This is a genomic window from Prevotella brunnea (genome assembly GCF_008016795.1).
In the GTDB taxonomy this organism is placed as follows: Bacteria; Bacteroidota; Bacteroidia; order Bacteroidales; family Bacteroidaceae; genus Prevotella; species Prevotella brunnea.
The window spans coordinates 20,027-43,806 of record NZ_SDIK01000015.1; the positions used below are offsets into that span (position 1 = coordinate 20,027).

Annotated in this window: 18 protein-coding genes and 3 pseudogenes; 6 read left to right on the forward strand and 15 right to left on the reverse strand. The window is 44.6% G+C overall.

All coding sequences use genetic code 11. The annotated features are described in order from the left end of the window. Positions 1 to 122: 122 nt before the first annotated feature. Genes ETF27_RS02185 through ETF27_RS02195 form a run of 3 tightly spaced genes read right to left on the reverse strand, consistent with a single transcriptional unit; the run spans position 123 to position 2,201 of the window. Complete coding sequence (locus ETF27_RS02185; protein ID WP_130828316.1) at positions 123 to 896, reverse strand: hypothetical protein; 774 nt, start codon at positions 894 to 896, stop codon at positions 123 to 125. Further along, on the reverse strand, positions 893 to 1,420 hold the full coding sequence (locus ETF27_RS02190) for a DUF3408 domain-containing protein (protein WP_006045106.1): 528 nt from the start codon (positions 1,418 to 1,420) through the stop codon (positions 893 to 895). Before ETF27_RS02190 ends, ETF27_RS02185 begins: the two co-directional genes overlap by 4 nt. Beyond that, on the reverse strand, positions 1,407 to 2,201 hold the full coding sequence (locus tag ETF27_RS02195; protein ID WP_130828315.1) for a division plane positioning ATPase MipZ: 795 nt from the start codon (positions 2,199 to 2,201) through the stop codon (positions 1,407 to 1,409). Before ETF27_RS02195 ends, ETF27_RS02190 begins: the two co-directional genes overlap by 14 nt. A 590-nt stretch (positions 2,202 to 2,791) precedes the next feature. Here ETF27_RS02195 and ETF27_RS02200 point away from each other — a divergent pair. The 3 genes from ETF27_RS02200 (at position 2,792) to mobC (ending at position 6,561) form a co-directional block, all read left to right on the forward strand. Then, positions 2,792 to 3,205, forward strand: a complete 414-nt coding sequence (locus ETF27_RS02200) for a plasmid mobilization protein (RefSeq protein ID WP_007173295.1) — start codon at positions 2,792 to 2,794, stop codon at positions 3,203 to 3,205. A 6-nt stretch (positions 3,206 to 3,211) separates the two neighbouring features. After that, positions 3,212 to 4,492 (forward strand): conjugal transfer protein MobB, encoded by a 1,281-nt coding sequence (gene mobB, locus ETF27_RS02205; protein WP_007173294.1) that lies wholly within the window; start codon positions 3,212 to 3,214, stop codon positions 4,490 to 4,492. 65 nt (positions 4,493 to 4,557) lie between these two features. Beyond that, complete coding sequence (mobC, locus tag ETF27_RS02210; protein ID WP_007173293.1) at positions 4,558 to 6,561, forward strand: conjugal transfer protein MobC; 2,004 nt, start codon at positions 4,558 to 4,560, stop codon at positions 6,559 to 6,561. Between the two features lie 99 nt (positions 6,562 to 6,660). Here the strand turns inward: mobC and ETF27_RS02215 are convergent, their stop codons facing one another. The 3 genes and pseudogenes from ETF27_RS02215 to ETF27_RS11690 form a co-directional block, all read right to left on the reverse strand. Then, positions 6,661 to 8,469 (reverse strand): S8 family peptidase, encoded by a 1,809-nt coding sequence (locus ETF27_RS02215; protein ID WP_080975323.1) that lies wholly within the window; start codon positions 8,467 to 8,469, stop codon positions 6,661 to 6,663. Between the two features lie 6 nt (positions 8,470 to 8,475). Then, positions 8,476 to 9,090 (reverse strand): tail fiber domain-containing protein, encoded by a 615-nt coding sequence (locus ETF27_RS02220; RefSeq protein WP_007173291.1) that lies wholly within the window; start codon positions 9,088 to 9,090, stop codon positions 8,476 to 8,478. Between the two features lie 77 nt (positions 9,091 to 9,167). Beyond that, positions 9,168 to 9,939 (reverse strand): annotated as a pseudogene (locus ETF27_RS11690) (class I SAM-dependent methyltransferase). A gap of 475 nt (positions 9,940 to 10,414) precedes the next feature. On the opposite strand from ETF27_RS11690, the pseudogene ETF27_RS02230 reads away from it, so the two are divergent. Then, positions 10,415 to 10,720, forward strand: a pseudogene (locus ETF27_RS02230) (hypothetical protein); the annotation flags it as partial. Positions 10,721 to 11,029: 309 nt separating this feature from the next. On the opposite strand, the gene ETF27_RS11625 reads toward ETF27_RS02230, so the two are convergent. The 9 genes from ETF27_RS11625 to ETF27_RS02275 all read right to left on the reverse strand — a co-directional run bounded on the left by ETF27_RS11625 (position 11,030) and on the right by ETF27_RS02275 (position 20,819). Further along, positions 11,030 to 11,164, reverse strand: coding sequence for a hypothetical protein (locus ETF27_RS11625; protein ID WP_007173288.1), 135 nt, complete (start codon positions 11,162 to 11,164; stop codon positions 11,030 to 11,032). A gap of 108 nt (positions 11,165 to 11,272) precedes the next feature. Continuing rightward, positions 11,273 to 11,662: a hypothetical protein gene (locus ETF27_RS02240; protein WP_048741229.1), complete on the reverse strand. Its 390-nt coding sequence runs from the start codon at positions 11,660 to 11,662 to the stop codon at positions 11,273 to 11,275. A gap of 77 nt (positions 11,663 to 11,739) precedes the next feature. Then, positions 11,740 to 12,621, reverse strand: coding sequence for a hypothetical protein (locus ETF27_RS02245; RefSeq protein ID WP_007173285.1), 882 nt, complete (start codon positions 12,619 to 12,621; stop codon positions 11,740 to 11,742). Positions 12,622 to 12,640: 19 nt separating this feature from the next. Further along, on the reverse strand, positions 12,641 to 13,387 hold the full coding sequence (locus ETF27_RS02250) for an HmuY family protein (protein ID WP_007173284.1): 747 nt from the start codon (positions 13,385 to 13,387) through the stop codon (positions 12,641 to 12,643). Then, entirely contained in the window at positions 13,387 to 15,543 is a 2,157-nt protein-coding gene (locus ETF27_RS02255; RefSeq protein WP_048741232.1) for a TonB-dependent receptor plug domain-containing protein, read from the reverse strand. Before ETF27_RS02255 ends, ETF27_RS02250 begins: the two co-directional genes overlap by 1 nt. Then, a complete protein-coding gene (locus ETF27_RS02260; protein WP_007173282.1) occupies positions 15,530 to 16,207 on the reverse strand; it encodes a DUF4903 family protein in 678 nt (225 codons plus the stop codon). The genes ETF27_RS02255 and ETF27_RS02260 overlap by 14 nt, the downstream gene beginning before the upstream one ends. Before the next feature lie 6 nt (positions 16,208 to 16,213). Further along, positions 16,214 to 16,744: a hypothetical protein gene (locus ETF27_RS02265; protein WP_007173281.1), complete on the reverse strand. Its 531-nt coding sequence runs from the start codon at positions 16,742 to 16,744 to the stop codon at positions 16,214 to 16,216. Positions 16,745 to 16,805: 61 nt separating this feature from the next. Continuing rightward, positions 16,806 to 18,218: a leucine-rich repeat domain-containing protein gene (locus ETF27_RS02270; RefSeq protein WP_048741237.1), complete on the reverse strand. Its 1,413-nt coding sequence runs from the start codon at positions 18,216 to 18,218 to the stop codon at positions 16,806 to 16,808. A gap of 117 nt (positions 18,219 to 18,335) precedes the next feature. Further along, positions 18,336 to 20,819 carry an outer membrane beta-barrel protein gene (locus ETF27_RS02275; protein ID WP_147785424.1) on the reverse strand — a complete coding sequence of 828 codons (2,484 nt, stop codon included), beginning with the start codon at positions 20,817 to 20,819 and terminating at the stop codon, positions 18,336 to 18,338. Positions 20,820 to 21,062: 243 nt separating this feature from the next. Between ETF27_RS02275 and ETF27_RS02280 the strand changes: the two genes are divergently transcribed. Beyond that, positions 21,063 to 22,463, forward strand: a complete 1,401-nt coding sequence (locus tag ETF27_RS02280) for a DUF4099 domain-containing protein (RefSeq protein WP_007173278.1) — start codon at positions 21,063 to 21,065, stop codon at positions 22,461 to 22,463. Positions 22,464 to 22,484: 21 nt separating this feature from the next. Next, positions 22,485 to 23,432 (forward strand): annotated as a pseudogene (locus ETF27_RS02285) (DNA topoisomerase); the annotation flags it as partial. Positions 23,433 to 23,780 lie beyond the last annotated feature (348 nt).

The following is a 23,780-nucleotide window of genomic DNA, read 5'->3' on the forward strand; positions in this document are numbered from 1 at the left end:
TCTTTTTAGGGTGAAAGTGGCAAGGGGTAGCTCGGTTTTATCGTATGACAGATATTGGTTGATTGTTTTACTTTTGAGCCACCCCCGCATCACTTTACACTTCTACAATATGAACATTGGTTTTACAGATAGTATGACAGTGGACGCTCACCCATATCGTCAGTTTCCGTCATCAGATTGTCAGAAGAGTTCTTTCTGGAGGCATCGAAAGTGGACAATTCATCTGTCTGCTCTTCTCCTTCCTCTGCGCTTCGGATTTTATCCAGCAGGATGGACTGCTCACCTTGCATTTTGGCGACATACTCCTTGTATTTCTCCATAAAGTCAGTGCCTTTAAGTTGACCGACAATTTCCTTGACTTCGGCATCATCTACCTCATCACTGTTCTTACGCCACTTTCTCATGCGACCTAAGTCACGTGCGAGGATAGATTGACTGGATACCTCGCCATCTTCAGATGCGGACTCAATGGGCAGACTCAGCTCCTCGCGAGCAACCTCGTTTTCGTCCTCTCTTTCCATCTCGTAGCTAACCTCCATCTCGTTATCCTCTTCCTTCATGTCATCTTTATTTTCGGAGTTTTGCGTTACAAAATTATTACTATTCTGCTTTGAATTTTCTAATGATGAAGCAGAGGGAACTTGTGGGATAATAGGGGAAGTGGAACGGCTTTTGCCAATCAGTACAAACTCGGCTTGATCTTCTGTTCCTTCTCCTTTTTGTCCGTCTTTTTTCTTCGTCGCTTCATTCTCCTTAGTCTGCTCATTGCCCTTTTTATTTTTCTTGATAAGGATGCCATACGGAGATACATACCGCATATAGAAGTACAGGATACCCAGCATTATCCAAATGATGATGAGTATCAGTATAAAACTGAAAAGTATTGTTTCCATCATAGTGTTATTGTTGTCTTGCGTCTTTGTTTTGCTGCCGCACTGTTGAGCAATTCCAAATGTTCACGCAGGTGTTCCCTAAGAATGTTGTCTATATATGCGGCTATGGAGACACGCTCCCCCAAGTCCTGCAATACGTTGCGCAGGTTCTGCAGCGTTTCCAGATTTATAGAGAAGGCTGTCCGCATTTGGGAACGGACGGGATGAAAGTACAGGGAACGGTAGTCCTCGATGGAAAGGGAGGATACGCCGGGCTTTTCCATTCTCGGCTTCCTTTCCCGTTTCTGTTCCGTGTTCCCCGTTTCCTCTCTTTCTATTTCATCTACCGGTTTTTCTTTTGCTGTTTTCGTTTCTTTCGTCTCTTCTAAATTATTGTCTTCCTCCCCTGATGTTGCTGGGGAGGACTCAGTATCCTCGGAAGGGTCGAAGGAGTTTGGTATCGTGACAGGTTTCACCACGACATTGTCCTCTGCCATTTTCTTCAGCTTGTTTTCCAGCTGTTGCTTTCTTTCTTCAATCGTTGCCATTTTCTGTTTTCGTTTTTAGTTTGAGACGTTGAATTATCTCATTGACGAGTTCGTCCAGCCCTGTACCCATTCGTAATCCCCTTGCAGGAGGCTGATAGGTAGAGCGGAACAGTCCGTATGTGGAAAGTTCGTGAGAGAAGCGGTGCGTGGCATACACATAGCCGGGCAGGAGCGTGAGTTCGTATTCGTCGATGAGCTTTGTATATTCGTCGATGATGATGTTCCTTACTCTTCTGTCCACCTTGTTCCAGAACAGAATAATGTCCTTTATCCGGGAGTCGGACATCGAAACTCCAATCTCCGTGATAGTCTTGGCGTATGCCAGACATGAAACCAGCGACTGAATATCGGCTTCAATCGGAGAAAGGATATAGTCCATCTGAAGGGACAGTTCCATCAGTTCGGTTGTTCCAGCATGTCCCGGGAAATCAAATATAACCAACTGGTACTTCTCGTTGCTGATACCGTCGATTTTACTTCGTGCAGTCCTGACGGCTTCCTTGGGTGCAGACTTGTAAATTCTGTATGCTTTTTTGCCAAGGTGATGAAAGTACTCCTGCATGGATTTGGAAAGTTCTTCGCTCTCCTGAACGATACTTTTCTCACGTTCCCTCAGTTTGTAGAAAGAGTCTTGCGACAGGTCGCAGTCCATCACGAAGAGGTTGATGCCTTGCTCGTAGTACAATATGCTGCTTACGATTTCGGCAAGAGTACTTTTTCCCACTCCTCCCTTTTGGGAAGAGAAGCCCAGAAAAAGGGGGCGTTGTTCTTTGTTCTCCATAATGATAATTTCTTAGTTCATATTATTTGTCTATTTGATGTTTGGATGTTCTCTCATTATTAAGAGTCATCAGCAGACAGTTTGCTCTGACTGTGTATGGTTTGGGCGATAGTCCAAAAGGACGATTTCAAGTTCTTACAATTTGTTGTATTGACAATAGTTTGTCATGACAATAAATTGTTATGAATATGTATTGTTCCTTCTTGTCATCTTTGGTGCAAGCAGGCGATAATATGATATATCTTTTGCTTGTGTTATCATACCATTGTTCGCTCGTTCTGATTGCAAAATAAATGATATTTCGGCTGATTTTATGATGCCTATGAAATGCAGGGAAATGAAAGGAAAAAGAGTGAATGTCGCTGATAATGAGATATTTGAAAATCCACTGTAACTTTGCAGGCAGATAGAAAACATGGAGGTAAACTATCCGAAGCGGACACCCTTACAGGTGGATGCTTCTATTGCATCAACTCTTGATATTGGCAAGGTGTGTCTTTGTAACACAAACCGACGTTTGTACCACAAATACCCTTGCCCCGAAGGGGAGATGAATTACTCCAAAGTCGTAATTAGAAGCCAAAACGAATATGAAAAAGGAAACGGAACACGGTTCAGAACAAAAGACGGCAGAAAAGCCACGTTGGGACAACTGGCATGTACGGTTGCCCAACCCCAAAGACCAGCAAAAAGTCATTGAACTTTTCCATAAATCCGGTGCAAAATCGAAGTCTGATTTTGTGCGTGGCTGTATTCTTGGGGAGAAGTTCAAGGTGATAACAGTAGATAAATCCGCTGTGGATTATTATCGTAAACTCTCGGAATTGATTGCCGAAAATCATCGGATAGGCGTACTCTACAACCAAACAGTACGCGCAATAAACTCTTATCACAGCGTGAAAACTGCACAGATTTTACTTGAAAAATTGGAAAAAATCTCTGGTCAAATCATCACGCTACAACAGAAAGCCATCCAACTGACGGAACAATTTGATAGTCGATAAAGGAATATGATTGCAAAGATTTCTTCTACCGAGAACCTTGGAGGAGCATTGGGGTATAACTTCAAAAAGATGCAGCACAACGAAGCGGTAGTCCTCTGCGTGAACGAACTTCGGAAAGGCTTCGATGGCACTTTTCAAATGGATAAGGTACTTGCCGATATGCAAAAGACGATACCAGAGCAATGCAGGACAAAGAAAACGGTTTTTCACTGCTCCCTCAATCCGCACCCAGACGAGAAACTATCTGATGAGCAACTCACGCAGATTGCAAAGGAATATATGGAGGCACTCGGCTATGGCAAGCAACCCTACATCGTCTTCAAGCATAATGACATTGCCCGTGAGCATATACACATCGTGTCGCTTCGGGTGGACAGCAAAGGAAGAAAGATGAACGATAAGTTTGAGAAGCGGCGGAGCAAGCAGATTACCGATGCCTTGGAAAGGAAGTATAATCTTATTCCAAGTTCAAAAATTAGTAATAAGGCAGAAACAGAAACGCCCAAGGTGGATATGGGTAAAGGAAACATCAAGGAGCAGGTGGCAAGCGTCCTCCGCAGGGTGCTGAAGCATTATCGCTTCTGTTCATTGGGTGAACTGAACGCCGTTCTCTCCGCATACAATCTTGCAGTGGAAGAAGTCAGGAAGGAGTTTCGGGGAAGGAAATACGACGGGCTTGTCTATGTCTCGACTAATGACAAGGGAAACAAGGCAGGCACACCCATCCATGCCTCAGACATCGGCCGTGGTGTAGGCCACACTGCCGTGCAGAACAGGATGCGGAAATCGAAGCAAGCCATCAAGCCGCTGATACCAACCGTTAGAAGAAAGATATTGGAAGTTATGCGTACCTCTCCAAAGACAGAGGAAGAACTTCGACAAAGATTGGAGGAACAGGGCTTGCGTGTGGCAATCCGAAAGAATGAAAGCGGACGTATCTATGGCATTACCTTCATAGACGACGAAGGAGGCGTTGCGCTCAACGGCTCACGATTGGGGAAGGGATATGCCGCCAATAAGTTTAACGAGTACTTCTCTAACCCTGCTCACAATCCATTCTTGGATGAATCGCTTTATGGTAATCCGTCCGTTAGCCATGAACAGATAAATAACATGCAGTTATTACAACAAGACACAGAGGAAGGCGACAACCTTGTTGATGAACTAATCGACGATATGGTGGGAGAAACTTTCTCTGCATCGGGCAATGATGATTGGAAAGAAGCGGCATGGCAGCGTAAACTCCGAAAGCAAAGTAAGGTAAATCTTAGACGAAGAAAACATTAAATAAACGAGCAATTCCAACTCCCCTCCTTTCGGAGGGGTTGGGGGGAGGCTACAAATACATTATTATGGCACAAGAAGATGATTTAAGGGCATTGGGTAAAGTTATGGACTTTATGCGGGGTATATCTGTGATATTCCTCCTGATTAACTGTTATTGGTTTTGTTACGAGGCATTCCAGCAATGGCATTTCACATTGAGCATCATCAACAAAATACTGATGAATTTTGAGCGGACTACGGGCTTGTTCTCGTCCATCCTTTGGACGAAACTCTTTTGTGTGGTTTTCCTTGCGCTCTCCTGTTTAGGTACAAAAGGCGTGAAGGAAGAGAAAATCACATGGCCAAAGATTTGGACGGTGCTTTTCGCAGGTTTTGTGCTCTTTTTTCTGAATTGGTGGCTGTTGGCATTGCCCATTGGTAAGGTGGGTACTGCTTCGCTCTATATCTTTACGCTGTCTGTGGGCTATATCTGTCTGCTGATGGCAGGTGTGTGGATGAGCCGACTGCTCAAAAACAACTTGATGGACGATGTGTTCAATACCGAGAATGAGAGCTTTATGCAGGAAACTCGGTTGATGGAGAACGAATACTCGGTAAACCTTCCTACACGATTCTACTATAAGAAGAAGTGGAACAAGGGCTGGATCAATGTAGTCAATCCATTCCGTGCCTCGATGGTGCTCGGCACACCCGGCTCTGGTAAGTCATACGCTATCGTGAACAACTACATCAAGCAACAGATAGAGAAAGGCTTTGCCATGTATATCTATGATTATAAGTTTCCCGACCTTTCCGAGATTGCCTACAACCATTTGCTCAACCACCTTGATGCCTACCAAGTAAAGCCTCAGTTCTATGTGATTAACTTTGATGACCCACGCAAATCGCACCGCTGCAATCCTATCAATCCTGCTTTTATGACGGATATATCGGATGCCTACGAGAGTGCCTATACCATTATGCTTAATCTGAACCGTTCGTGGATTCAGAAGCAAGGAGATTTTTTCGTCGAATCACCGATTATCTTGCTTGCCGCCATTATCTGGTTTCTGAAGATATATGAGAACGGCAGGTATTGCACCTTTCCACATGCCATAGAATTCCTGAACCGTCCCTACGCACAGATATTTCCGATACTTACTTCCTACGATGAGCTTGCCAACTACCTTTCTCCCTTTATGGATGCTTGGGAGGGCGGAGCGCAAGACCAGCTACAGGGACAGATTGCCAGTGCCAAGATACCGCTTTCACGTATGATTTCGCCAGCTCTCTATTGGGTAATGACAGGTGATGATTTCTCACTTGACATCAACAATCCCAATGAGCCGAAAGTCCTTGTTGTGGGTAACAATCCCGACCGTCAGAATATCTACTCGGCTGCACTTGGTTTGTATAACAGCCGTATCGTGAAGCTCATCAACAAGAAGAAGCAACTCAAATCCTCAGTGATTATCGACGAGTTGCCGACAATCTACTTCCGTGGTTTGGACAATCTGATTGCCACTGCACGAAGTAATAAAGTAGCAGTGTGTCTGGGTTTTCAGGACTTTTCGCAGCTTACCCGTGACTATGGGGATAAGGAGAGCAAAGTGATTCAGAATACGGTAGGCAATGTTTTCTCCGGGCAAGTCGTCGGAGAAACGGCCAAGACGCTTTCTGAACGATTTGGAAAGGTTCTCCAGCAACGACAGTCTATGACCATCAACCGTAACGACAAATCCACTTCCATTTCAACACAGATGGATAGTCTTATCCCTGCAAGTAAGATTTCCAACCTTACACAAGGTATGTTCGTTGGAGCAGTATCTGACAACTTCGATGAACGCATCGACCAGAAGATTTTCCATGCTGAAATAGTGGTGGATAGTGTCAAAGTCTCCGCTGAGATGAAAGCCTATCTATCAATTCCTGTGATTGTTGAGTTCACAGATGAAGAGGGGAAAGATACTCTCAAAGAAACAATAGAGGAAAATTATAAACGAGTGAAGAGAGAGGTTTTAAATCTTGTTGGCAAGGAAACGGAAAGGATAAAGTCTGATCCATCATTATCACATCTTATCAAAGATTAATTCAGGGTGAAAAAGGAAGAAATATCCTTAAAAAGAACGACAGAAGAAGGATAAATTTTATCAGATAAATTTTATCCCTCTTCTGCATATAAAAGATAATTATTTCTTGGAGATCTCAAATACAGAACCTTTCGTTATGGTGAATGGAGCATCAATAGTTACAATATTACCATATGTGAACTTCAAATATGAATTGCTTGTAACATTAAAATTTTTTGCTTTAATAATCCATCCTGCTACATTTCTATTGGATGTTACTGTTTGATCATAGAAGTAAACAATCCCTCCTTGTGCTGCTGAAACAGCTGAAAAGGCATCGCAGATACCATATCCCATTTGCTCATTCCAAGTTCCATTCGTTCTATCAGGTAAAGTAGAATATACATAATTTCCTGCCTTTTGTGCAGTTTGTTCTATTATATCTACAACATCTTTTCTTGTCAATTCTGGATTAATAGATAAAACTAATGAAGCGATGGCACTCACATGAGGAGCTGCCATAGAAGTACCACTCATCTCATCAAGACCATTGTTAGGAACTGTTGATAAAATATTACTACCTGGTGCAACAACATCAAGAGCTTTCCCATAAGATGAAAAACTAGATTTTTTATCCCTTTGGTCTACGGAACCAACAACAAGAATGTCTGGATGGAAATTTGCGGGATAATCTGGCACTGATTTATTATAATTTCCAGAAGCAAAAACAACAATCATTCCTTTCCCATTCCTACCAGAAGTCATTGCGGTCCTAATAGCATCTTCCAAGATAGCACTATGCATTTCTTTGTAAAAGGCTCCACCCTGATCTCCCCAAGAGTTGTTGATAACATCAACATTGTGAGATGTCGCATATCCAAACCCTGTTGCTAACTCGCTACTAATAGTTGGCGAAATGTACAATCCATGACTGATGGATAAAATTGTGGATTGAGGGGCAAGACCTGCTATTTGAATTCCATTATGGTTTGCACCTATAATACCTCCTACATGAGTACCGTGCCTTCCACGTACAACAGATGGAGAATGACCATTATGTATGTCATATGACAATGGACTATAATTATTCGCGAACTCTCTATGGTTTTGATCTACACCTTGGTCTAAAACCGCAACAGTAATTTGAGGTTTGCCTTTAGTTAATTTCCAAGCATTGCACGCATTGACCTTTTCTAGTCCCCATTGCCGATTAAAATCAGGCTCAGAGGTACAATTATTTGTCTTAAAATTAAACATAAAAGCAGGGTCTACATCCGCAAATTTGCCTGTTTCGTAGAATTTGTTTGAAGTTTCCAAACCATTAGAATTTATCGGCGACTTTAGAATGTACCAATTAGGCATGTAATCAACTTCCTTTATAACCTTTGCGTCAAAGTCTTTCGCAACACTTTGGAGAAGATTATAGTCTTGAGATGATTTTAACTTTATATAAAAGTACTCACTTGTTGATATATAGTCTTGTTCATCAAGTCCAAACACTGGCGCAACTTGAACATCTTTGTTTCCTTTCAATTTTTGTATCATTGAACTAAGAATTCCATTCGTAGTTACATTGCCAACTGGTCTTATTTCAACTATTTTCCAAAAACGCGACTGAGAGCCTTTTTGGCTTTGTACTGCTTGCTTTGTTGTAATTGTAGAAACAGCAGAATTTTTCAAGTCAATAGCCACTAACTTTGAACTATCGGATGATGAAATATAGTATAAATTTCGTAAAGAAGATATTTCTATTTTTTTACCATTATACCAATAATAATAATCCGTTGGGCGTCTGTGGCTTGCTCGTGTCGAAATTTGATTATCGGACTTGTTAATGATATTATTATCTATTACATCACTACAAGATATAATTACCACAGAAGAGCAAATCAACGCCGTATAAAGTAGTATAAAATTCTTGTATCTCATAGGATTCTATTTTTTATTTTTAAGAAGTTCTATTTCCGTTTGTAAAGATTTGATAGCGTCAATCATTACAGGGATAAGTGCAGTATAGTTAATCAATTTCTTACCTTCCGCATCAGTTAAAACTACATTAGGTAAAACTTTTTCAACCTCTTGTGCGAGTAGACCTATTTCCCTTTCATCTCCTCCTTTCCTTAGTAAAGAAGCCTCTCTAGTAGGTTTATCTGAAAAAGAGTATGACACGGGACGCAATTTGAGAATGCAATTTAATCCATTTTGTAAAGAACGAATATTAGATTTCGCTCTTGCATCAGAGTAATTATAAACATCCTTAACTTGAATACTGTTGAAAGTACTTGTCTGTGTATTGTAGAATACAACTTGGTCGGCATGACTAGCCAAACGGGTACCAACAGGTGAGACGTCAATTTGGAAAAAATTGCTTGTCTTACACTTGAAGTACATTCCAAGACCTTCAATGGTTTGTTTGTAGAAACCATAGGGTGCAGTATTGCCAATTGTTAATTGACCATTACTGTACAATTTCATTTGTGCATTTGCAGTTACACAAAAAAGAGCAAAAACTAAAGCAGAAACAGCCTTCTTAACCATTAAATTTTTCATTGCTGTCAGGTTTTAATTAATAATTTGAGATTATGAAATCGCTTTTCGGAAGTAAGATTACCTTGTTTAATAATTTATTATGATAATAAATAGAAGCAAGACGTTGTGAAAAAATTACGAATATAGGGTATTTTCCCAATTGTCGGATGTAATAGGCGAGGCCTTAACTTAAATTTCACCTCATAATGCGGATTTATGAAAAACAGAGTTCTATCAAGAACTCTAAATTTCTTTTCTATCAATTTCTCAAAAAGCTCAATAGGACATTTTGTCTTTTTGATGCTAAGTAATTCCTTAATTGTATCTTCTTTTTCTCTCCCAAGTTTGAGAAGGCTTTCGTATAAAATTTTAGGTAACAAATGAAACCAAGGAAGATGAGAAAGGAACTTTCCTCTACAAATTTGTTGATGTCCTCCAAACGGCATTTGCCACGCAGGAAAAGAGATAAAAACAACCCCTCGTGGGGCAAGAAATCTTTTTAAGGAAGATATAAAAAAAAGACTTATTCTCTATATGTTCTAAAACATCGTGACAAATTATTAAATCAAAAAGCCCATCCTTCCCTTTAATATCAAATATATCTGAAGCAAAAAATTCTCCTGCAGCATTGGCTTCATGAAAGAACTTTTTAGCATCACTAATTCTGCATTCTGCCAAATCAACCCCAAGAGTGTTGCATCCCTTTTTAGAAAAAGGCAAAAGATTTCCTCCGTCACCACAACCTATTTCCAAAACATTTATTCCATGAGTTATTTCCTTATATTTTTCGATATAAGGAATAAAATATTTTTGGCTTGTTGTGGAAAGTTCATGAAAATATAGCTTTCTATCAGATTGTCGGTATTGCATATATTCTTAACTGTATTAGTTCTTTTTACAAAGAAAGCAAAAAAAACAAATAAGCAAACTAATATCATTATTTTTTTTGCAAGTACCATAAAAATACCAATAAGACGGTATGACTTGCGGAGTTTTTACAAAAAAAAACTTATCTGTATATACCTAATATTGGTGATATTATTCTATATAGTATGTATCAATGGTTTAATATTAAATCTGCCTCATCCAACATTTGGTGTGATAGAGTGTAATAACAGAAGTTCAACATCTCCTTTTTCATTAAAACTTCATGTTCTCAGATAGCGAAGAAATCGACATCATATTTTGGTAAGTAATCAAATTAAGGTTTACAAAACACCTTTCAATAATACCTTTATTTTCCCTTCTTTTCCCGTGAATTCTTTATGTTATAAACAATCTGATTATTGCTTATATCTTTGTCGTTCAACATAGTAACTCAATAACAAATAAATAACAAATAATTATGGAGCCAAAAGACAATGACAACTATGTGCTGGTCTTGGAAGACCGCACTGAGGTAAAGAACGAGAAAGAAACGGGAAAACTCTCCGTAGTATCCGGTATTGACGACAAGGGTAACCTTAAAACCACCGAAGTAATCGCTGCCAATCAGGCAGCGTTCTTGAAGTTTAACAACAAGGACGGACTTCTAAAAAACTTCATGAGCAATTTTCTACGTCAGTTCAACGAGCCGTCCCGTTTCGGACTCTACAAGGTAGTAGCTAACAACGTAGAACAAGGTGTGGCATCGCTCCACACCATGCTTCAGATCCACGCATACGCCCGGACGCACCCCTACCTCAAAGCCATGATGCCTGTAAGTTCCGGCAGAACCGACGGGAGTGATGTAGTTGTAGCCGAAACCGCCGTCTAAATACAGGTTGAACAGTCCTTTATGCAGATAGTAGTAGCGTACGAAAGGTGACAGTTTCAGGGCATGGGTTTTCTCTCGTCCGTTCTCGCCACGTTCCGAGCCGAAGGCATAACCCAACATGATGCCCGTAGCCCATGTCTCGTTGAACCGCCAGCCTACCTCGGGATACAACTGTAGCGTAGTGGCTTTGGTCTTGGTGTTGTTCTAATAAGTGACGGCACCGCCTGCAAACAGTCCTCCCTCGTGGTCGTCCTTGTGAAAAGGCGAAACGGTCTGTTCCTGTGCCCACCCGAAAAAGGGAATGAACGATAAGATAAAGGTGAATATCGTTTTATTCATTGTTGAAAATAACGAGATTTATTGGAAAAGTGAACAGTATTCATTACGTGAGATAAAAAAACGCATTATATCATTAAGACAAGTGCGTTTCTTATAATGATAAAAGGCTTACGCCTCCTTATACCATTTCCACGACTCATAGGCAAGCGTTATGCTCAGCACAACTAGCATGGGGTGGATAAAGAGCTGTGGAAACTCGAAAGTGAATATAAGCTCCGTGCAATGTGCTGTGCAAAACAGTGCAATGAGTGCGGCAAGGCAGAAATGCACTAACTTATACCGACTTTTACAGGCATAGAGCGAAAGCAGCAGTCCCGTCATCGGCAAGGTGACAGAAACGACCGCCATCAACACAAGCATCGACATAGGAGCCACACCGTCATTGGAGATTGCTATGTTTGCATTCCAGAAAAGGGGTATCATATCCATTAATGAATGTGCAGACATACCTGCAATTATCGACACCCAGAGAATAGAGATTTTGAAATTTTCTTTCATCGTTGAAGTTTTTTTATCAAGACCGGCTATCAAGCCGTCTTTTGGGTTTATGATTAGGTTTGCTATATGCGTGGAGTTCAATCATTCGTCTTAGCTCTCCTGTGCTGTTTGCTCTTTATCCAAAGATAAAAGCCGAGAACAATGAAGACCGCGAGGATTGCAATCATCTGCAACCTGTACTTCTCGGGCTCAACCCAGAATTCCTTAAAGAAATTGATGCGACCGAGAATTTCCACGGGCGTCCAGAATACGATGACCGTGGCTATCGCCATACGTATGTTTGCTCCCCACGAGGCGATGCGCAGTTGTTTAAGGAACATGAACACTGATGCCACGAGGCAGCCCAGGCCCACGAAAAACGTCACGGGATGGTGGTCGCCGACGAAGCGTTTGTCGTAACAGAACATCAGCAGCAGGTACAGTCCCCACAGCATCATGTTGAGTTCCATGAACGTCACGATGCTCGTGTGGCGTGTCATGGGCTGGGCAGCGATGACCTTGCGGCGGCTGCGGAACACCATTTTCTGTATCCACGTGATGAAGTCGCAGCCGTTCTTGGTGCTGAAGATGTACATCGTCATCACCATCATCCACAGTCCGAATGAGGCCGGCATGATGAGATATTCGGGCTTGGTCACCACCACGCCGTTCTCCATTTCAGGCTGCACGCCGTAGCGGCGGGCATAGTAGAGGAAGAGAAATTCCACCCATCCCGTCCAGAAGAGCAGTCCGCCGAAGAGTCCCCACAGCGTCTGGCGGGTGTCGCCTTTCACGAACACGCCGACGATAACGAGGACAAGCCCCACGAAACCCATCGCAAACCCTGCTACATGCATGGCGCCCTCGTCCATAAACTTCTCCATTAGTATCATCAGCGCATGTCCCAACGGCATGGCAAAGAGTACCAGTAAGAACGATACGATAGTGCGCCAAGGATATATTTTACGTTTTGTCTCCATTGATGATATGTTGTTATTATTATTTCAGTTCATCGATGTAATAGCTCATCTGCCCGCCGCCCTCGTCATCGATGGACGACTGCTGGTTGAACCAGCTCACCACCTGTAGTTTGAAGCACCGCACACCGTCGGCACAGCGTATAACGTAGACGTGATAGGACGGCGTGTAAGTCATGGGAGGTCCCTCTATTTTGATGCACTGCTCCAAGAGCGGATTGCCACTGGTGAGCCGTCGTGCCGGTCCGCGGTTGGGGTCAAACCATGGGTGTCCGTCGTTGTCGGGTGTGCCGTCGGGCTTGAGGTAGTGAGTGTTCACGTAGTTGTACCACTCGCGCTGCGAGTAGGTGACATAGACGGAGGTTGTGTCGTCCTCCACCCACTTCACATCGTCGGGAATCTGCACTCTGTCCTGCCAGTGGTCGTAGTCGCCGAAACCGAGGTCTGCCGCCGCCCCCTTGCCCGGACCCGACGTGCCGCCATTGGTGCGGATATGCGCTCCGCAGAAGGCGATGTCCCAGTCCAGACGTTTCAACTGGTCTCCTTCTGTGATATCCTGATTGGGAGCGGAAAGATTGAACGCCTTGCCCGTTCGCAGGTTGAAGTAGAGCCAGTCGTCGGTAACTCCCGTATAGGCACCTGTGGCGCGAGGCATCACCTTTCCTTCGAACTCGTCGGCATCGTAATGCACACAGCTTCCGAGTAATATTGCAGAGGCTGCTGCCATGAGTATGCCGATGGTCTTATCTGTAAGATTATTCTTCATCATTACTTCTTGTCGATTTTTACTTCAAATTGCACGTAGAGCCTTGCACCCGCCTCCGCCGGTACGCTAAACGTGGTCAGTCCTGAGCCTAAAGTCTTGGGCTTGTAGTTCAGCAGGTTGTTTACACCCACCGAAAGCCGGTACTTGTCACTGAAAGTCTGTGCTACGTTGAGGTTGCACAGCGCATAGGCCGGTAGCGTGCAGCGGAAATAGGCATCGCGCCCGCGTCCCTCGGAAGGGAGGAAGAGACGATCCTGCACATCGTAGCGTTTCTCACCCATGATTTGGGCAGAGAGCGTCACGCCGAGGTTGTAGCCGCGGCGGCTATATTTATACGTCGCATTGGCTGTCGCCGCATGGGGTGAGGTGGTGGAGAACCGCCGCCCCTTCTCCGCAGTGATATACACATAGGAGTAGTTGGCATCGAGTGTGAGCCACGTCCACGGTTTCCATCGTGCCAGCACGTCAAGGCCAGCCACGGTCTGCCGTGCGAGGTTGGTGTAGAGGAAGTTGTACTGCATATCGTAAATCTTCCACACGCCCTCTATTTTGTCGCGGTAGAGGTTGGCGTAGCCGTTTGCGTTGACGAAGAGCTTAGGCGAAGCATACTCCACGCCCAAGGAGAGGTAATGGTTTTTTTCGGGCTGTAAATTTTCGTTTCCCCTGATGACGAACATGCCGAGGTGGTCCCAGTTGAAGAACAGTTCCTTGATGCTGGGTGAGCGCGAGCCCTTGGAATAGACCGCACGCAAGGCCCAGTGAGTATCTGGTTGCCATTTCACTGCCACCTTGGGCAGCCATATCAGTCCGAACACGCGTGAGTAGTTGGTGCGCAGTCCTGCCGACACCGTCCACTGCTGCGTGGGCGACCAGTCGTCCTGCACAAACCATTCCATCTCACTCAGGGTGCGTGTGGTCACCTTGTGATTCACGAAACGGTCAGAGGTGAGCACGTCGTCAAACAGTTCGATGCCGGCGTTCAGCTCGTGACCGTCGAAATAGCGACTTTGCAGCGTGAGTCTCGGCTGAAGGATTCGCGACTTATAGACCGGCTTGCGCTCGTCTCGCCGCTCGTGTCGCTTGAAGCTGGCGTAGCGGTCGGTGTGAAGCATGAGTTTCGCCGTGAGATAGTCCTTCCATCGATACGATGCCTTCAGACCGTAAGTCCAGTCGCGCGCTTGGGTGAACACGAGGTCCTGCACCAGGTCGTAACTATTCATGAAGAAGCACGACCCATAGAGCTGCACCGACAGTTCTGCCATGGGTTCTACCCACAGTTTCTGCGAAGCCACTATATGTTCCCTGCCCTCGATGCCCATCGGCGGGCGAGGGAAGGTGCTTTGCAACACAGTGTCTTTGTGCAGCCATGGATTAGCTTCGCGCGAGTACACCTTGCGATCGCCCACTTTCTGATAAAGATAGAAGGCATCTGTGGAACTATACCACACATCGGTCTGCGACGTGAACCAGCCCTGGTGTGCACCCGCTGAGAGCCACGCCGAGAGGTTGGGACGGTCGGCATTCTTCTCGAACATATAGATAAAATCCTTCTTCTTGGGATTCCTGTAGTTGCGTTCGTTCATCTGTCCCCAGCGCACGCCCACATCTATGTCAAGAGGCTTGTGCGTCTTCTTTCCGATGACATTGATCACTGCTCCGGATGCACGGCTGCCATAAAGCGTGCTGCTGGCTCCCTTGACGACTTCCACGCGGTCTATGCCGTGAATATTGAACCTTTCGTAGTCCAAATTACCAGCCATATCGCCCGTCATGCGCTCACCATCTTGCAGCATCACCACATGGCGTGCATCCATGCCGTCCATACTCATCTCGCTGCCGAAAGCCACCTTCTGCACATTGAGTCCGGGCGTGAGGTGCTGCAAAGCCGATTGAAAATCTCCGAAGCCAGCATCTCTCATAACCTTGCCACTGAGTAACTGCGTGGTCACGGGAGACGAATTCACAGGGCGTGGCGTACGTGATCCCGTTACTATCACCTCGCCGAGACTCCTCACGCTGTCTGCACTGTTTATATGCGGCTGCTGTGCCACTACCCCAACAGGGAGGAGACACAGCAGCAACGGGATGGATAATTTCCCGTTCATTTCACTCCACTTGTTATTTCGTACAGGTATCTTCATTACATTAGAGAATGCCATGCTCTTTCTTATACTTCGCAAGATCCTCTTCGTACTGCTTGAAGTCCTGTTCATAAGTAAGTTTTTTAGAGTAATCAATCTTTTGTCGGTAGACAAAACTCTGCATCAGCATCACGTTGAAATTGGTTGAGAATTCTATCTCTTTGGTGTCTACGTTGAGATAGCCCACTACGGTGCCCAATCCACCTTCTCCATCGGTGTAGATACCCTTCTCGTCTTTCTCGTTAGGTATGTATCCCACGTCGCCTTTCTCGCCTACGAACTTTATCCATCCGTCGCCCTTGTACTCGTCGCGTTCCCACTTGTTAAGCGGAATGAACTTGCAGTGGATGTTGAAATCTACCGTGAGTGGCATACTTCCTACCGTGAATTTGATGAGTTTGATGTTGAGCGGACGGTCGGCTTTACCTGCAGCGGTGTTCCACGAGAAATAATATTTAAGCGGACACCCCTCGGGCAACCGCGTCTTGTCCTCAGGGCCCATCATCGCGCGTGCACGAAGCACTATAAATTCTTCCTTGGTCAGCAATTCCTTGGCTTTAGCGAGTATCACCTCGTCCTGAATGGGAGTGGAGTTAATCTTCTCGTCGCTATTGCACGACGAGAAGACCAAACAGGCGGTGAGTGCCAAACCAAGTAAAAGCGAAAACTTTTCCTTAGTCATGTCTCCTTACTTATTACCATTAAACTCGAAGATGGCCTTATACGGCTTGCCAAGTACACCACCAACTACATCGCACTCCAACCTGAGATTGAGGACTCCGTCCCTTGCGTATGATGTGCCAACGGGAACTGTTACCGTGAAATCACTGTTCACCCAATCCTGTTTCCAAACGGACACTCTGATATGCCCTTTGCCAGTCGCGCTGATGATGTTGCCATTGGCATCGGTGTTGAGCGTAACCCGTTCGTCCGAGAAGTCAATCTCGTGTTTTGCAGGTCCAGCTTGGAATTCCAAAATACCGCGAAGTGCGTACATACCGCCTCCCCTGTCAACCAGTTCGAAATTCACATAGTCTTGGAAACGGTAGGCCACATCCTTCTTTTTGTTCATATAGGCATGAATGATTTTGCCCGTGTAAACTCCTGCCACTTTCTCGCTTCCTTGTGCGAAAAGAACGTTGTTAAACCCATTCACCTGCGCATTGGCAGTGAATAAACTTGTTGCGATAAACGCAAGCATCAAAAATAACTTTCTCATGTTTTAAAAAATCAAAAAGTTGTGAATGAATAAAATGAAAGAACATAAGTGGTGAAATCACTTAATAATCCTTAGACCAGTCATAGGCTTTCATTTTTCTTGCCATTTTGTCGAGAACGGAGTTCATACAAGAAAACGACGTGCCACTACGCAAAGTTCCCTTGTTTTTCATAACATATTCCTTTGCATTAGTCGCATCAAACAATTCCTTGGAAATAGTAAATATAGCCTCTTTTTTCTCAGTTGTGCCATTAGGCATTGTAACTGTATGCTCTTCAAGCTTGTTCGTCGGATAAGTTATTTTACACTTAGGTAAATCGTATAGGTCCATGTTTGGCACAAAGGCGAAGTTCGCAAAATTCAGCTCTTTCAAGTTCGGCAGTGCAATGAAACTCAGTGTACTGGTGTGCTTCGCTTCTTTTGGTAGCGTTATCTTCTCCAAATTCGCACAGTTCACGATTTCCATATAGCTCATCCCTTCAGAGGCTATTTCCGTCTGATAACCTCGCTGTCCCCATGCCTTTACCATGCTAAAATCCAGTTCCTTGAGAGATGGGTTATCGTTGATGCTCACTTTCATGAGATCCGTGCAAGCACTGATGTCTATACCATTTGGCGTACTGACATTGGTCAATATCAAGCCCTGCACCGTCTTAGGAATCTTGAGATATGGTATCGACGTTGTAAATTCTTTCTCGCTTTCCGTGTAGGTAACAACTGTAGTACCTCTCCAGCCCTTGTTGTGTATGATATATTGCAATCCCTCGAAATTATTAATATCTGCCTCCATAAATGCCGTTGGCATGACAGCCTCCTCTGGATTAACAATTCGTTTGGCAATATCTACCTTGTCGCCAGTAAAAATACTGGGGAAAACCTCTTTCATACCCTTGCGCAGCACTTCGTCCGGCACCTCGCGCAGTGTGTTGTACTTCTGCAAAGTTCCTTTTTCATCGCTCATCTGCATATCAACGTCTTTTGCAGTCGTGAAGAAATTCACGATTTCGTCCTCGTTGTATTTTGCACTGTTGGGCAGGTAAAGTTTGTTAAGATGATGCAATATCGTGATATTGCCGGTTTCGTCCTCTTTGGTCAACCCTGTAAACTCATAAATCTCATTGCCGGTTAAATCAACACCGGTGATTTGCGAGGGGAGTTGTGAAAAGTCGAATGAAAGTTTATAGTCATTGTTCGACAGCTTCACCTCCTTCAGGTTGGGCAGAATGTCAAGTCCGCTGAGATCTTTGAGTTTGGTTCCACTTAAATCCAATGTGGTGGTTTTCTCCGCCAAGTCGTTGAGTTCCAACTTGCCGTCTTTGTCAAAGGCAAAGCCCCTCTTTTTCAGAATGTCCATCAACTCTGTGTTTTTAAGGGACTTTGTACTGTAATTAATTGCCTCGTCCTTGTTGCATGAGGCAAGCCCCATTACAAGAAATGCCATTACTGGCAGTGCGATTTTTCTTATGGTTCTCATTTTTTTATATTAATTAAACTGTTTTGGTGCAAAGATAGGTTATTTATAATGATGCCACAATACCCAAAATCTATGATTTTAGCGGACAACTCCCTATCCTCATTTATGAGGATATAACTATTTGTGGTGATTTCCCTCTGATTTACGCTTACTTATGCTAAAACGGTATCTCAAAGAGAGAAGGACATAGCTTCTGATTTGTGGACGATAGCTCTCGTGATAACCGTATTCCGTAACAGAGCGCATAAGGGGGGTGCGCCTGTTCAGAATGTCGTTCCACTTGAACGAGAGGGTTGCCTGTTTCTTTTTGAGGAAACGCCACGATGCTCCGATGTTCAGCAGCCACTGGTCGTCATCAGTCACCGCATAGGTTCCGCGATGCAGGCGACCGTTTGCGTCGCCCCAAATCTGCACATCATGGGGAATGTCGATTGTGCCACTGACACCAAAATCGTAATCAAAAGTGTTGACACGAATGTCTGTCAGAAGGTTATGTGAACGACTCGTCTGCAAACTGCCATGCAGGTCTATACTTCCCCATTTAGGCTGATAACTGCCTCTAATGGAGATAGAGTTTCCGTATATGTGCGTCTTACATTTCGAGGAGTTGCCTTGCGTTTGTTCGTTCAGGAAATAGACGTGGTTCTGAAAAGAACCTCCTGTACTGCCCGACAGCACGAGACGCTTTATCTGCTTTTGCCATTGCAGCATTCCGGAAACGGAATAGTTTCCTCCAACGTTTACCGTCCTGTAGGTCCGTGCGCCCGTATTTTCTTCATACGACACCTCGTTCGCAAGATCATTGAATGTGTTCCTCCAGTTGCCCGTCAGGGTCAATCCGGATTTTTGATGATCCAAACTAAAAGACAGCTGCTGACGAAATGATGGATTAAGGTTAGGATTTCCCAGTCCATGGTAAAGCGGATTACGCTTGTCGTCAATCGTCAATAGTTCCTGAATGGAGGGCAGCTGACTGCTGCCGCTGTAACGCAGTTCCATATCCAGGCTTCGTCCGTTCCATTTCACATTGAACATAGGCTTGTATTCAACGGCTCTGACGGTGGAGTCCACGGCTTGCAGTGTGTGCCGGCGGCTGATGTGGCGCTGCTGCCACTCCACATTAATGCCTCCGTTGATTTTCCATCGACTGCCCTTATAGTCCATTTGCAGCCTGATCTGCTGTCCCAATGTAGATAGTGCGCTTTCATAGCTAAGGCTGTCGATATGTAGATGCTGCATGGCATCGTCATAAGTATCGCTTGTGTTCATGCTCTTCTCGTTTCGCAACCCATAACTGACCTGCAATCTCAGCTGTTTGCCAATGGGCTGTGTGTAGCGCAGAGACATCAGGGCTTCGTTTCGTCGTGAAGGCATCTGCTGGCAGAGGTTGCGAAGGAGAACGGAGTCATTACCTAACGCATTGAGCAGATGATGGAATCTGGTCTTTGAAAGGCTGCTGTTCTCCGTTCTGTCTGAACTGCCGCTGAGTGATGTCTCAAAAGTGATGGAGGCTCCACCCTTACCGATGCGTCGGGTGAAGTCGGAAGAAAAGTAATATTTCCTGTTGTTTCCCTTAGCACCGCTTCTCAGCATTCCCGAGGTCAACGTGTCTGCCCTCGTGCTGTTTTGCTCATAAAGAGAGGTCGTGTTGTCAGTCAGGTTGTCCGAATTCCCGAGGATTCCGTTGAACATGACATTCAACAGTGTCTTTTCGTTGATGTTGTACTGAAAGCTTATAATTGCCGAATGGTTATGACTTTTACCAAGGAAGAATAACGTGGATTTTTGATAATTTGTTCCAGATGTAAGGTATTGCTCATAGAAGTCGTCGCTCGTGCTTTCATTATGGAAGGTGTTGAGCGAGAGGTTAGCATTAAACGTAATTTTTTTACCGAATTTCTTCACGATGTTTCCCGCCAGTATATTCTGAAAATTATCTTTTCCCACGCTCGTGTTGCTCAGGTTGTCTGAACGGATTGTCAGCGTCGCGTTTTCGCCATTCGCATTGAACAGATTACCCTGCATCTCATCCTTACGCCTGTCTTGGCTGCCATGCTCTGCCGTAAGAGAACCCGTCAGGCTGCCATTATAGGAAGATTTCGTCTTGATATCCAGCACGAAGTTGTCAGCCCCGTCGTCCACACCCGTCATTTTCTCTAGAGCACTGAGCATGTCGTATAGCTTCAGCAACTCCACGGCATCGGCAGGCAGGTTTTCCAAAGCAGCAATGATGTCGTTGCCCATGAACTTTTCTCCGTTGATATTTACCCCATTGAGAATTTTTCCCTTGAACGACAAAGTTTTGTTGTTCCTGTCATACTCCATACCCGGAATTTCCTGTATCAGGTCTTCCAGATTAGCTCCCTGTCTCACCCGCAGACAATTGGTATTGATAAAGGTCGTATCCTTCCGCATTGTAATCAGTTTGCGCTCGCCGATAACCAGAACTTCATCAAGTTCTATCGTTTTTTTGAGTAAAGAATCCGACCTGAGTGTGGGGGATATGGTATCACCCACAACAATATCCAATATGATGGAATTAGCTGTGAGATTAAACAGAAACAGAAGGACAAATGTCAAAAAAGGCCTTAGAGTCATCATTTTTGCAAAGTTATGGTTGTCAATCAGAATATGCAATACCTTAAAATGGCGATTTTGCAAAAATCATAAATACATAAATTTGTATTTTTAATTCTGCTTTTGATTATTGTTTGCTCAACCAATAATTTTCTTTTCCTGGTATTTCCTACTACTTCCCAACATTTCCTCATTTCTAAATTCATAATATTATTGCTATAATTTTGCTGTTCGATAATGAATTATTCATTCAATAATAAATGATTTATGGAATCGAACAACAATGACAATTATGTGCTGGTATTAGAAGACCGCGCGGAAGTGAAGAACGAGAATGAAGCTGGGAAACTCTCAGTGGTCTCTGGGATTGACGACAAAGGCAAGCTCCAAACAACGGAAGCCAAAAACGTGCATCAGGTAGCCTTTTTGAAGTTCAACAACAAGGATGGCTTGTTGAAGAACTTCATGACCAATTTCCTCAAACAGTTCAACGAGCCGTCCCGTTTCGGACTCTACAAAGTAGTAGCTAACAACGTAGAACAAGGTGTGGCATCGCTCCACACCATGCTTCAGAACCGTGAGAAGCCAGAGAACAAGCAGCAGTTGGCAGATAGTCAAGTGCGCTTTGACGACTTCCTACCCAAACAGAAGAATGCCACTGCGATTGACGAGTCAAAGATAGATTGGAAGCAGCTCGACAACCTCGGACTTACCCGTGAGCGATTGGAACAGAGTGGAGAGTTGGCAAAAATGCTCAACTGGCAGAAGAGTAACCTTGTTACCATTGCCATACCTATGGGTGATACCACCATCTACACCGATGCCCGTTTGGCATTTCGTACCGATGGCGAGGGTAATATCGGCTTGGCAGTTCACCCGCTTCGCAAAGAGCCACAGCTCGACTTCCCCTATATGGGACACAAGTTCTCTAATGAAGAGAAAGAACAACTCCTTGCAACGGGTAATCTTGGAAAGACCATCGAGATAACGCCCAAAAAGGGCGAACCTTTTGCCGCATACGTCTCCATTGACCCTCAGACCAACGAACTCATTGCCCTTCGTGCCGACCGTGTGGCTATTCCAAAGGAAATCAAAGGCGTTACGCTTTCCGATGCGCAGTACAAAGACCTTGTAGAGGGCAAAGCCGTGAAAGTGGAAGGAATGACCGCTAAGAGTGGTAAGTCCTTTGATGCTACCCTGCAAGTCAATGCCGAGAAGAAAGGCATCGAGTTTATCTTCAACAACAAGCAAGGCTTGAAGGAGCGACAGCAGCACAGCCAACAACAAGGCGCACCACATAAGCTCTGCGGTTTGGAACTCTCCGACAAGCAGCGTGAAGCCTTGGACAGCGGTCGCACACTTTATCTGAAGAACATGGTGGACAAGGAAGGGCAACCTTTTAATGCCTACGTCAAGATGGACAAGGAACAGAACCGCCCGCGTTTCTACAAGTGGAATCCAGACAAGAAGCAGGAGACCGGCAAGGAAAAGGTGGTAGCCGTAGCCGAAGAACACAAGACACAGGTTGCAGTGAACAACCAAGGCAAGACCAACGAAGCCACCAAGAACGTGAACGAGCCGTTAAAGTCCGGGCAGACACAGCCCACTGCCGCCCAAAAGCAGAAACAGGACGAGAAGAAACAGCAGCGCCGTGGACCCAAGATGTAACCCTTAAAACCAAACCCGACTATGATTACTTGTATTATTGCCGAGAAACCCTCGGTAGCCAGAGATATAGCCCGTATAGTAGGAGCTAATACCAGACAAGACGGATTTTTGGAAGGTAGCGGTTATGTGGTAACATGGGCGATGGGACATCTCATCACCCTTGCCATGCCCGAAGCCTACGGTTTTGCAGCCTATAAAGCCGAAGATCTGCCCATCCGTCCCAATCCTTTCCAGCTTATCGTGCGACAAGTTCGTAAGGATAAGGACTACACGTCAGACCCCGCAGCACTCAAACAGCTCAAAGTGATACGCTCCTGCTTTGACAAAGCAGACCGCATCATCGTAGCCACCGATGCAGGACGTGAGGGTGAACTCATCTTTCGCTACATCTATCAACATCTTGGTTGCAGAAAGCCTTTCGACCGTCTTTGGATTTCATCATTGACGGACAAAGCCATTCGTGAAGGACTTTCCAATCTCAAACCGGGAAACAACTACGACAATCTATATTACTCCGCCAAGTCAAGAAGCGAAGCCGACTGGCTCGTGGGTATCAATGCCAGCCGTGCATTGTCCATCGTCCGCAAAGGCGGCTATTCCTTGGGACGGGTACAGACTCCAACCCTTGCTATGGTCTGCCGTCGGTACATAGAGAACCATGATTTTTCTTCCGTACCTTATTGGAAACTCTCCGCACTCATGGAGAAAGAGGGCATATCGCTGAAAGCCGTTGGCTGTAAAGACTATGAGAATGAAGCATTGGCACAGACTGCTCTTGCCTCGCTTCGCAGTCAGAGCCAGCTTAAAGTTGAATCGGTCGCAAGAAAGGTGGGACATACGTCACCACCACTCTTGTACGACCTTACTGCCTTGCAGAAGGAAACCAACAGACGCCACGGCTTTTCAGCAGACAAGACCCTCTCGATTGCCCAGAGCCTCTATGAGAAGAAAATCACGACCTATCCCCGCAAAAGATTTCAGAATTTTATATCTTTCAGATAATCAATAGAATAACACCGAATAAAGAAGAAAAGGGTTACGATTTGGAAACGAGCGAGTTTCTTTCCCCTTCTTTATTCTGCAATGTCTCAAAGACCACTTACCTAACGTTGCAAAGGTAGTCTTTATTTTCGATGAAAACAAGAGAAAGCCACACTTTTTTATCAGTCCGTTTCATTTTTCCGCACTTGAATTGCCGTTTTATGCCCAAAGCCCATCTCATCGTGAATTTGCTGTTAAAAACTTCCTTTTTATTGTTCTTTTCGCCCTTTTATATATCAAAAACAAAAAAATCCATGCAATTCCTTGCAAATTAAA

What these genes read in the sequence shown, in the direction of transcription:
- ETF27_RS02280 (WP_007173278.1), top strand. Translation starts at nt 21,063, where the DNA reads ATGGAATCGAACAACAATGACAATTATGTGCTGGTATTAGAAGACCGC.
- mobB (WP_007173294.1), top strand. Translation starts at nt 3,212, where the DNA reads ATGATTGCAAAGATTTCTTCTACCGAGAACCTTGGAGGAGCATTGGGG.
- mobC (WP_007173293.1), top strand. Translation starts at nt 4,558, where the DNA reads ATGGCACAAGAAGATGATTTAAGGGCATTGGGTAAAGTTATGGACTTT.
- ETF27_RS02215 (WP_080975323.1), bottom strand. Translation starts at nt 8,469, where the DNA reads ATGAGATACAAGAATTTTATACTACTTTATACGGCGTTGATTTGCTCT.
- ETF27_RS02185 (WP_130828316.1), bottom strand. Translation starts at nt 896, where the DNA reads ATGATGGAAACAATACTTTTCAGTTTTATACTGATACTCATCATCATT.
- ETF27_RS02270 (WP_048741237.1), bottom strand. Translation starts at nt 18,218, where the DNA reads ATGAGAACCATAAGAAAAATCGCACTGCCAGTAATGGCATTTCTTGTA.
- ETF27_RS02255 (WP_048741232.1), bottom strand. Translation starts at nt 15,543, where the DNA reads ATGGCATTCTCTAATGTAATGAAGATACCTGTACGAAATAACAAGTGG.
- ETF27_RS02200 (WP_007173295.1), top strand. Translation starts at nt 2,792, where the DNA reads ATGAAAAAGGAAACGGAACACGGTTCAGAACAAAAGACGGCAGAAAAG.
- ETF27_RS02250 (WP_007173284.1), bottom strand. Translation starts at nt 13,387, where the DNA reads ATGATGAAGAATAATCTTACAGATAAGACCATCGGCATACTCATGGCA.
- ETF27_RS02240 (WP_048741229.1), bottom strand. Translation starts at nt 11,662, where the DNA reads ATGAAAGAAAATTTCAAAATCTCTATTCTCTGGGTGTCGATAATTGCA.
- ETF27_RS02260 (WP_007173282.1), bottom strand. Translation starts at nt 16,207, where the DNA reads ATGACTAAGGAAAAGTTTTCGCTTTTACTTGGTTTGGCACTCACCGCC.
- ETF27_RS02265 (WP_007173281.1), bottom strand. Translation starts at nt 16,744, where the DNA reads ATGAGAAAGTTATTTTTGATGCTTGCGTTTATCGCAACAAGTTTATTC.
- ETF27_RS02190 (WP_006045106.1), bottom strand. Translation starts at nt 1,420, where the DNA reads ATGGCAACGATTGAAGAAAGAAAGCAACAGCTGGAAAACAAGCTGAAG.
- ETF27_RS02275 (WP_147785424.1), bottom strand. Translation starts at nt 20,819, where the DNA reads ATGATGACTCTAAGGCCTTTTTTGACATTTGTCCTTCTGTTTCTGTTT.
- ETF27_RS11625 (WP_007173288.1), bottom strand. Translation starts at nt 11,164, where the DNA reads ATGAATAAAACGATATTCACCTTTATCTTATCGTTCATTCCCTTTTTC.
- ETF27_RS02245 (WP_007173285.1), bottom strand. Translation starts at nt 12,621, where the DNA reads ATGGAGACAAAACGTAAAATATATCCTTGGCGCACTATCGTATCGTTC.
- ETF27_RS02195 (WP_130828315.1), bottom strand. Translation starts at nt 2,201, where the DNA reads ATGGAGAACAAAGAACAACGCCCCCTTTTTCTGGGCTTCTCTTCCCAA.
- ETF27_RS02220 (WP_007173291.1), bottom strand. Translation starts at nt 9,090, where the DNA reads ATGAAAAATTTAATGGTTAAGAAGGCTGTTTCTGCTTTAGTTTTTGCT.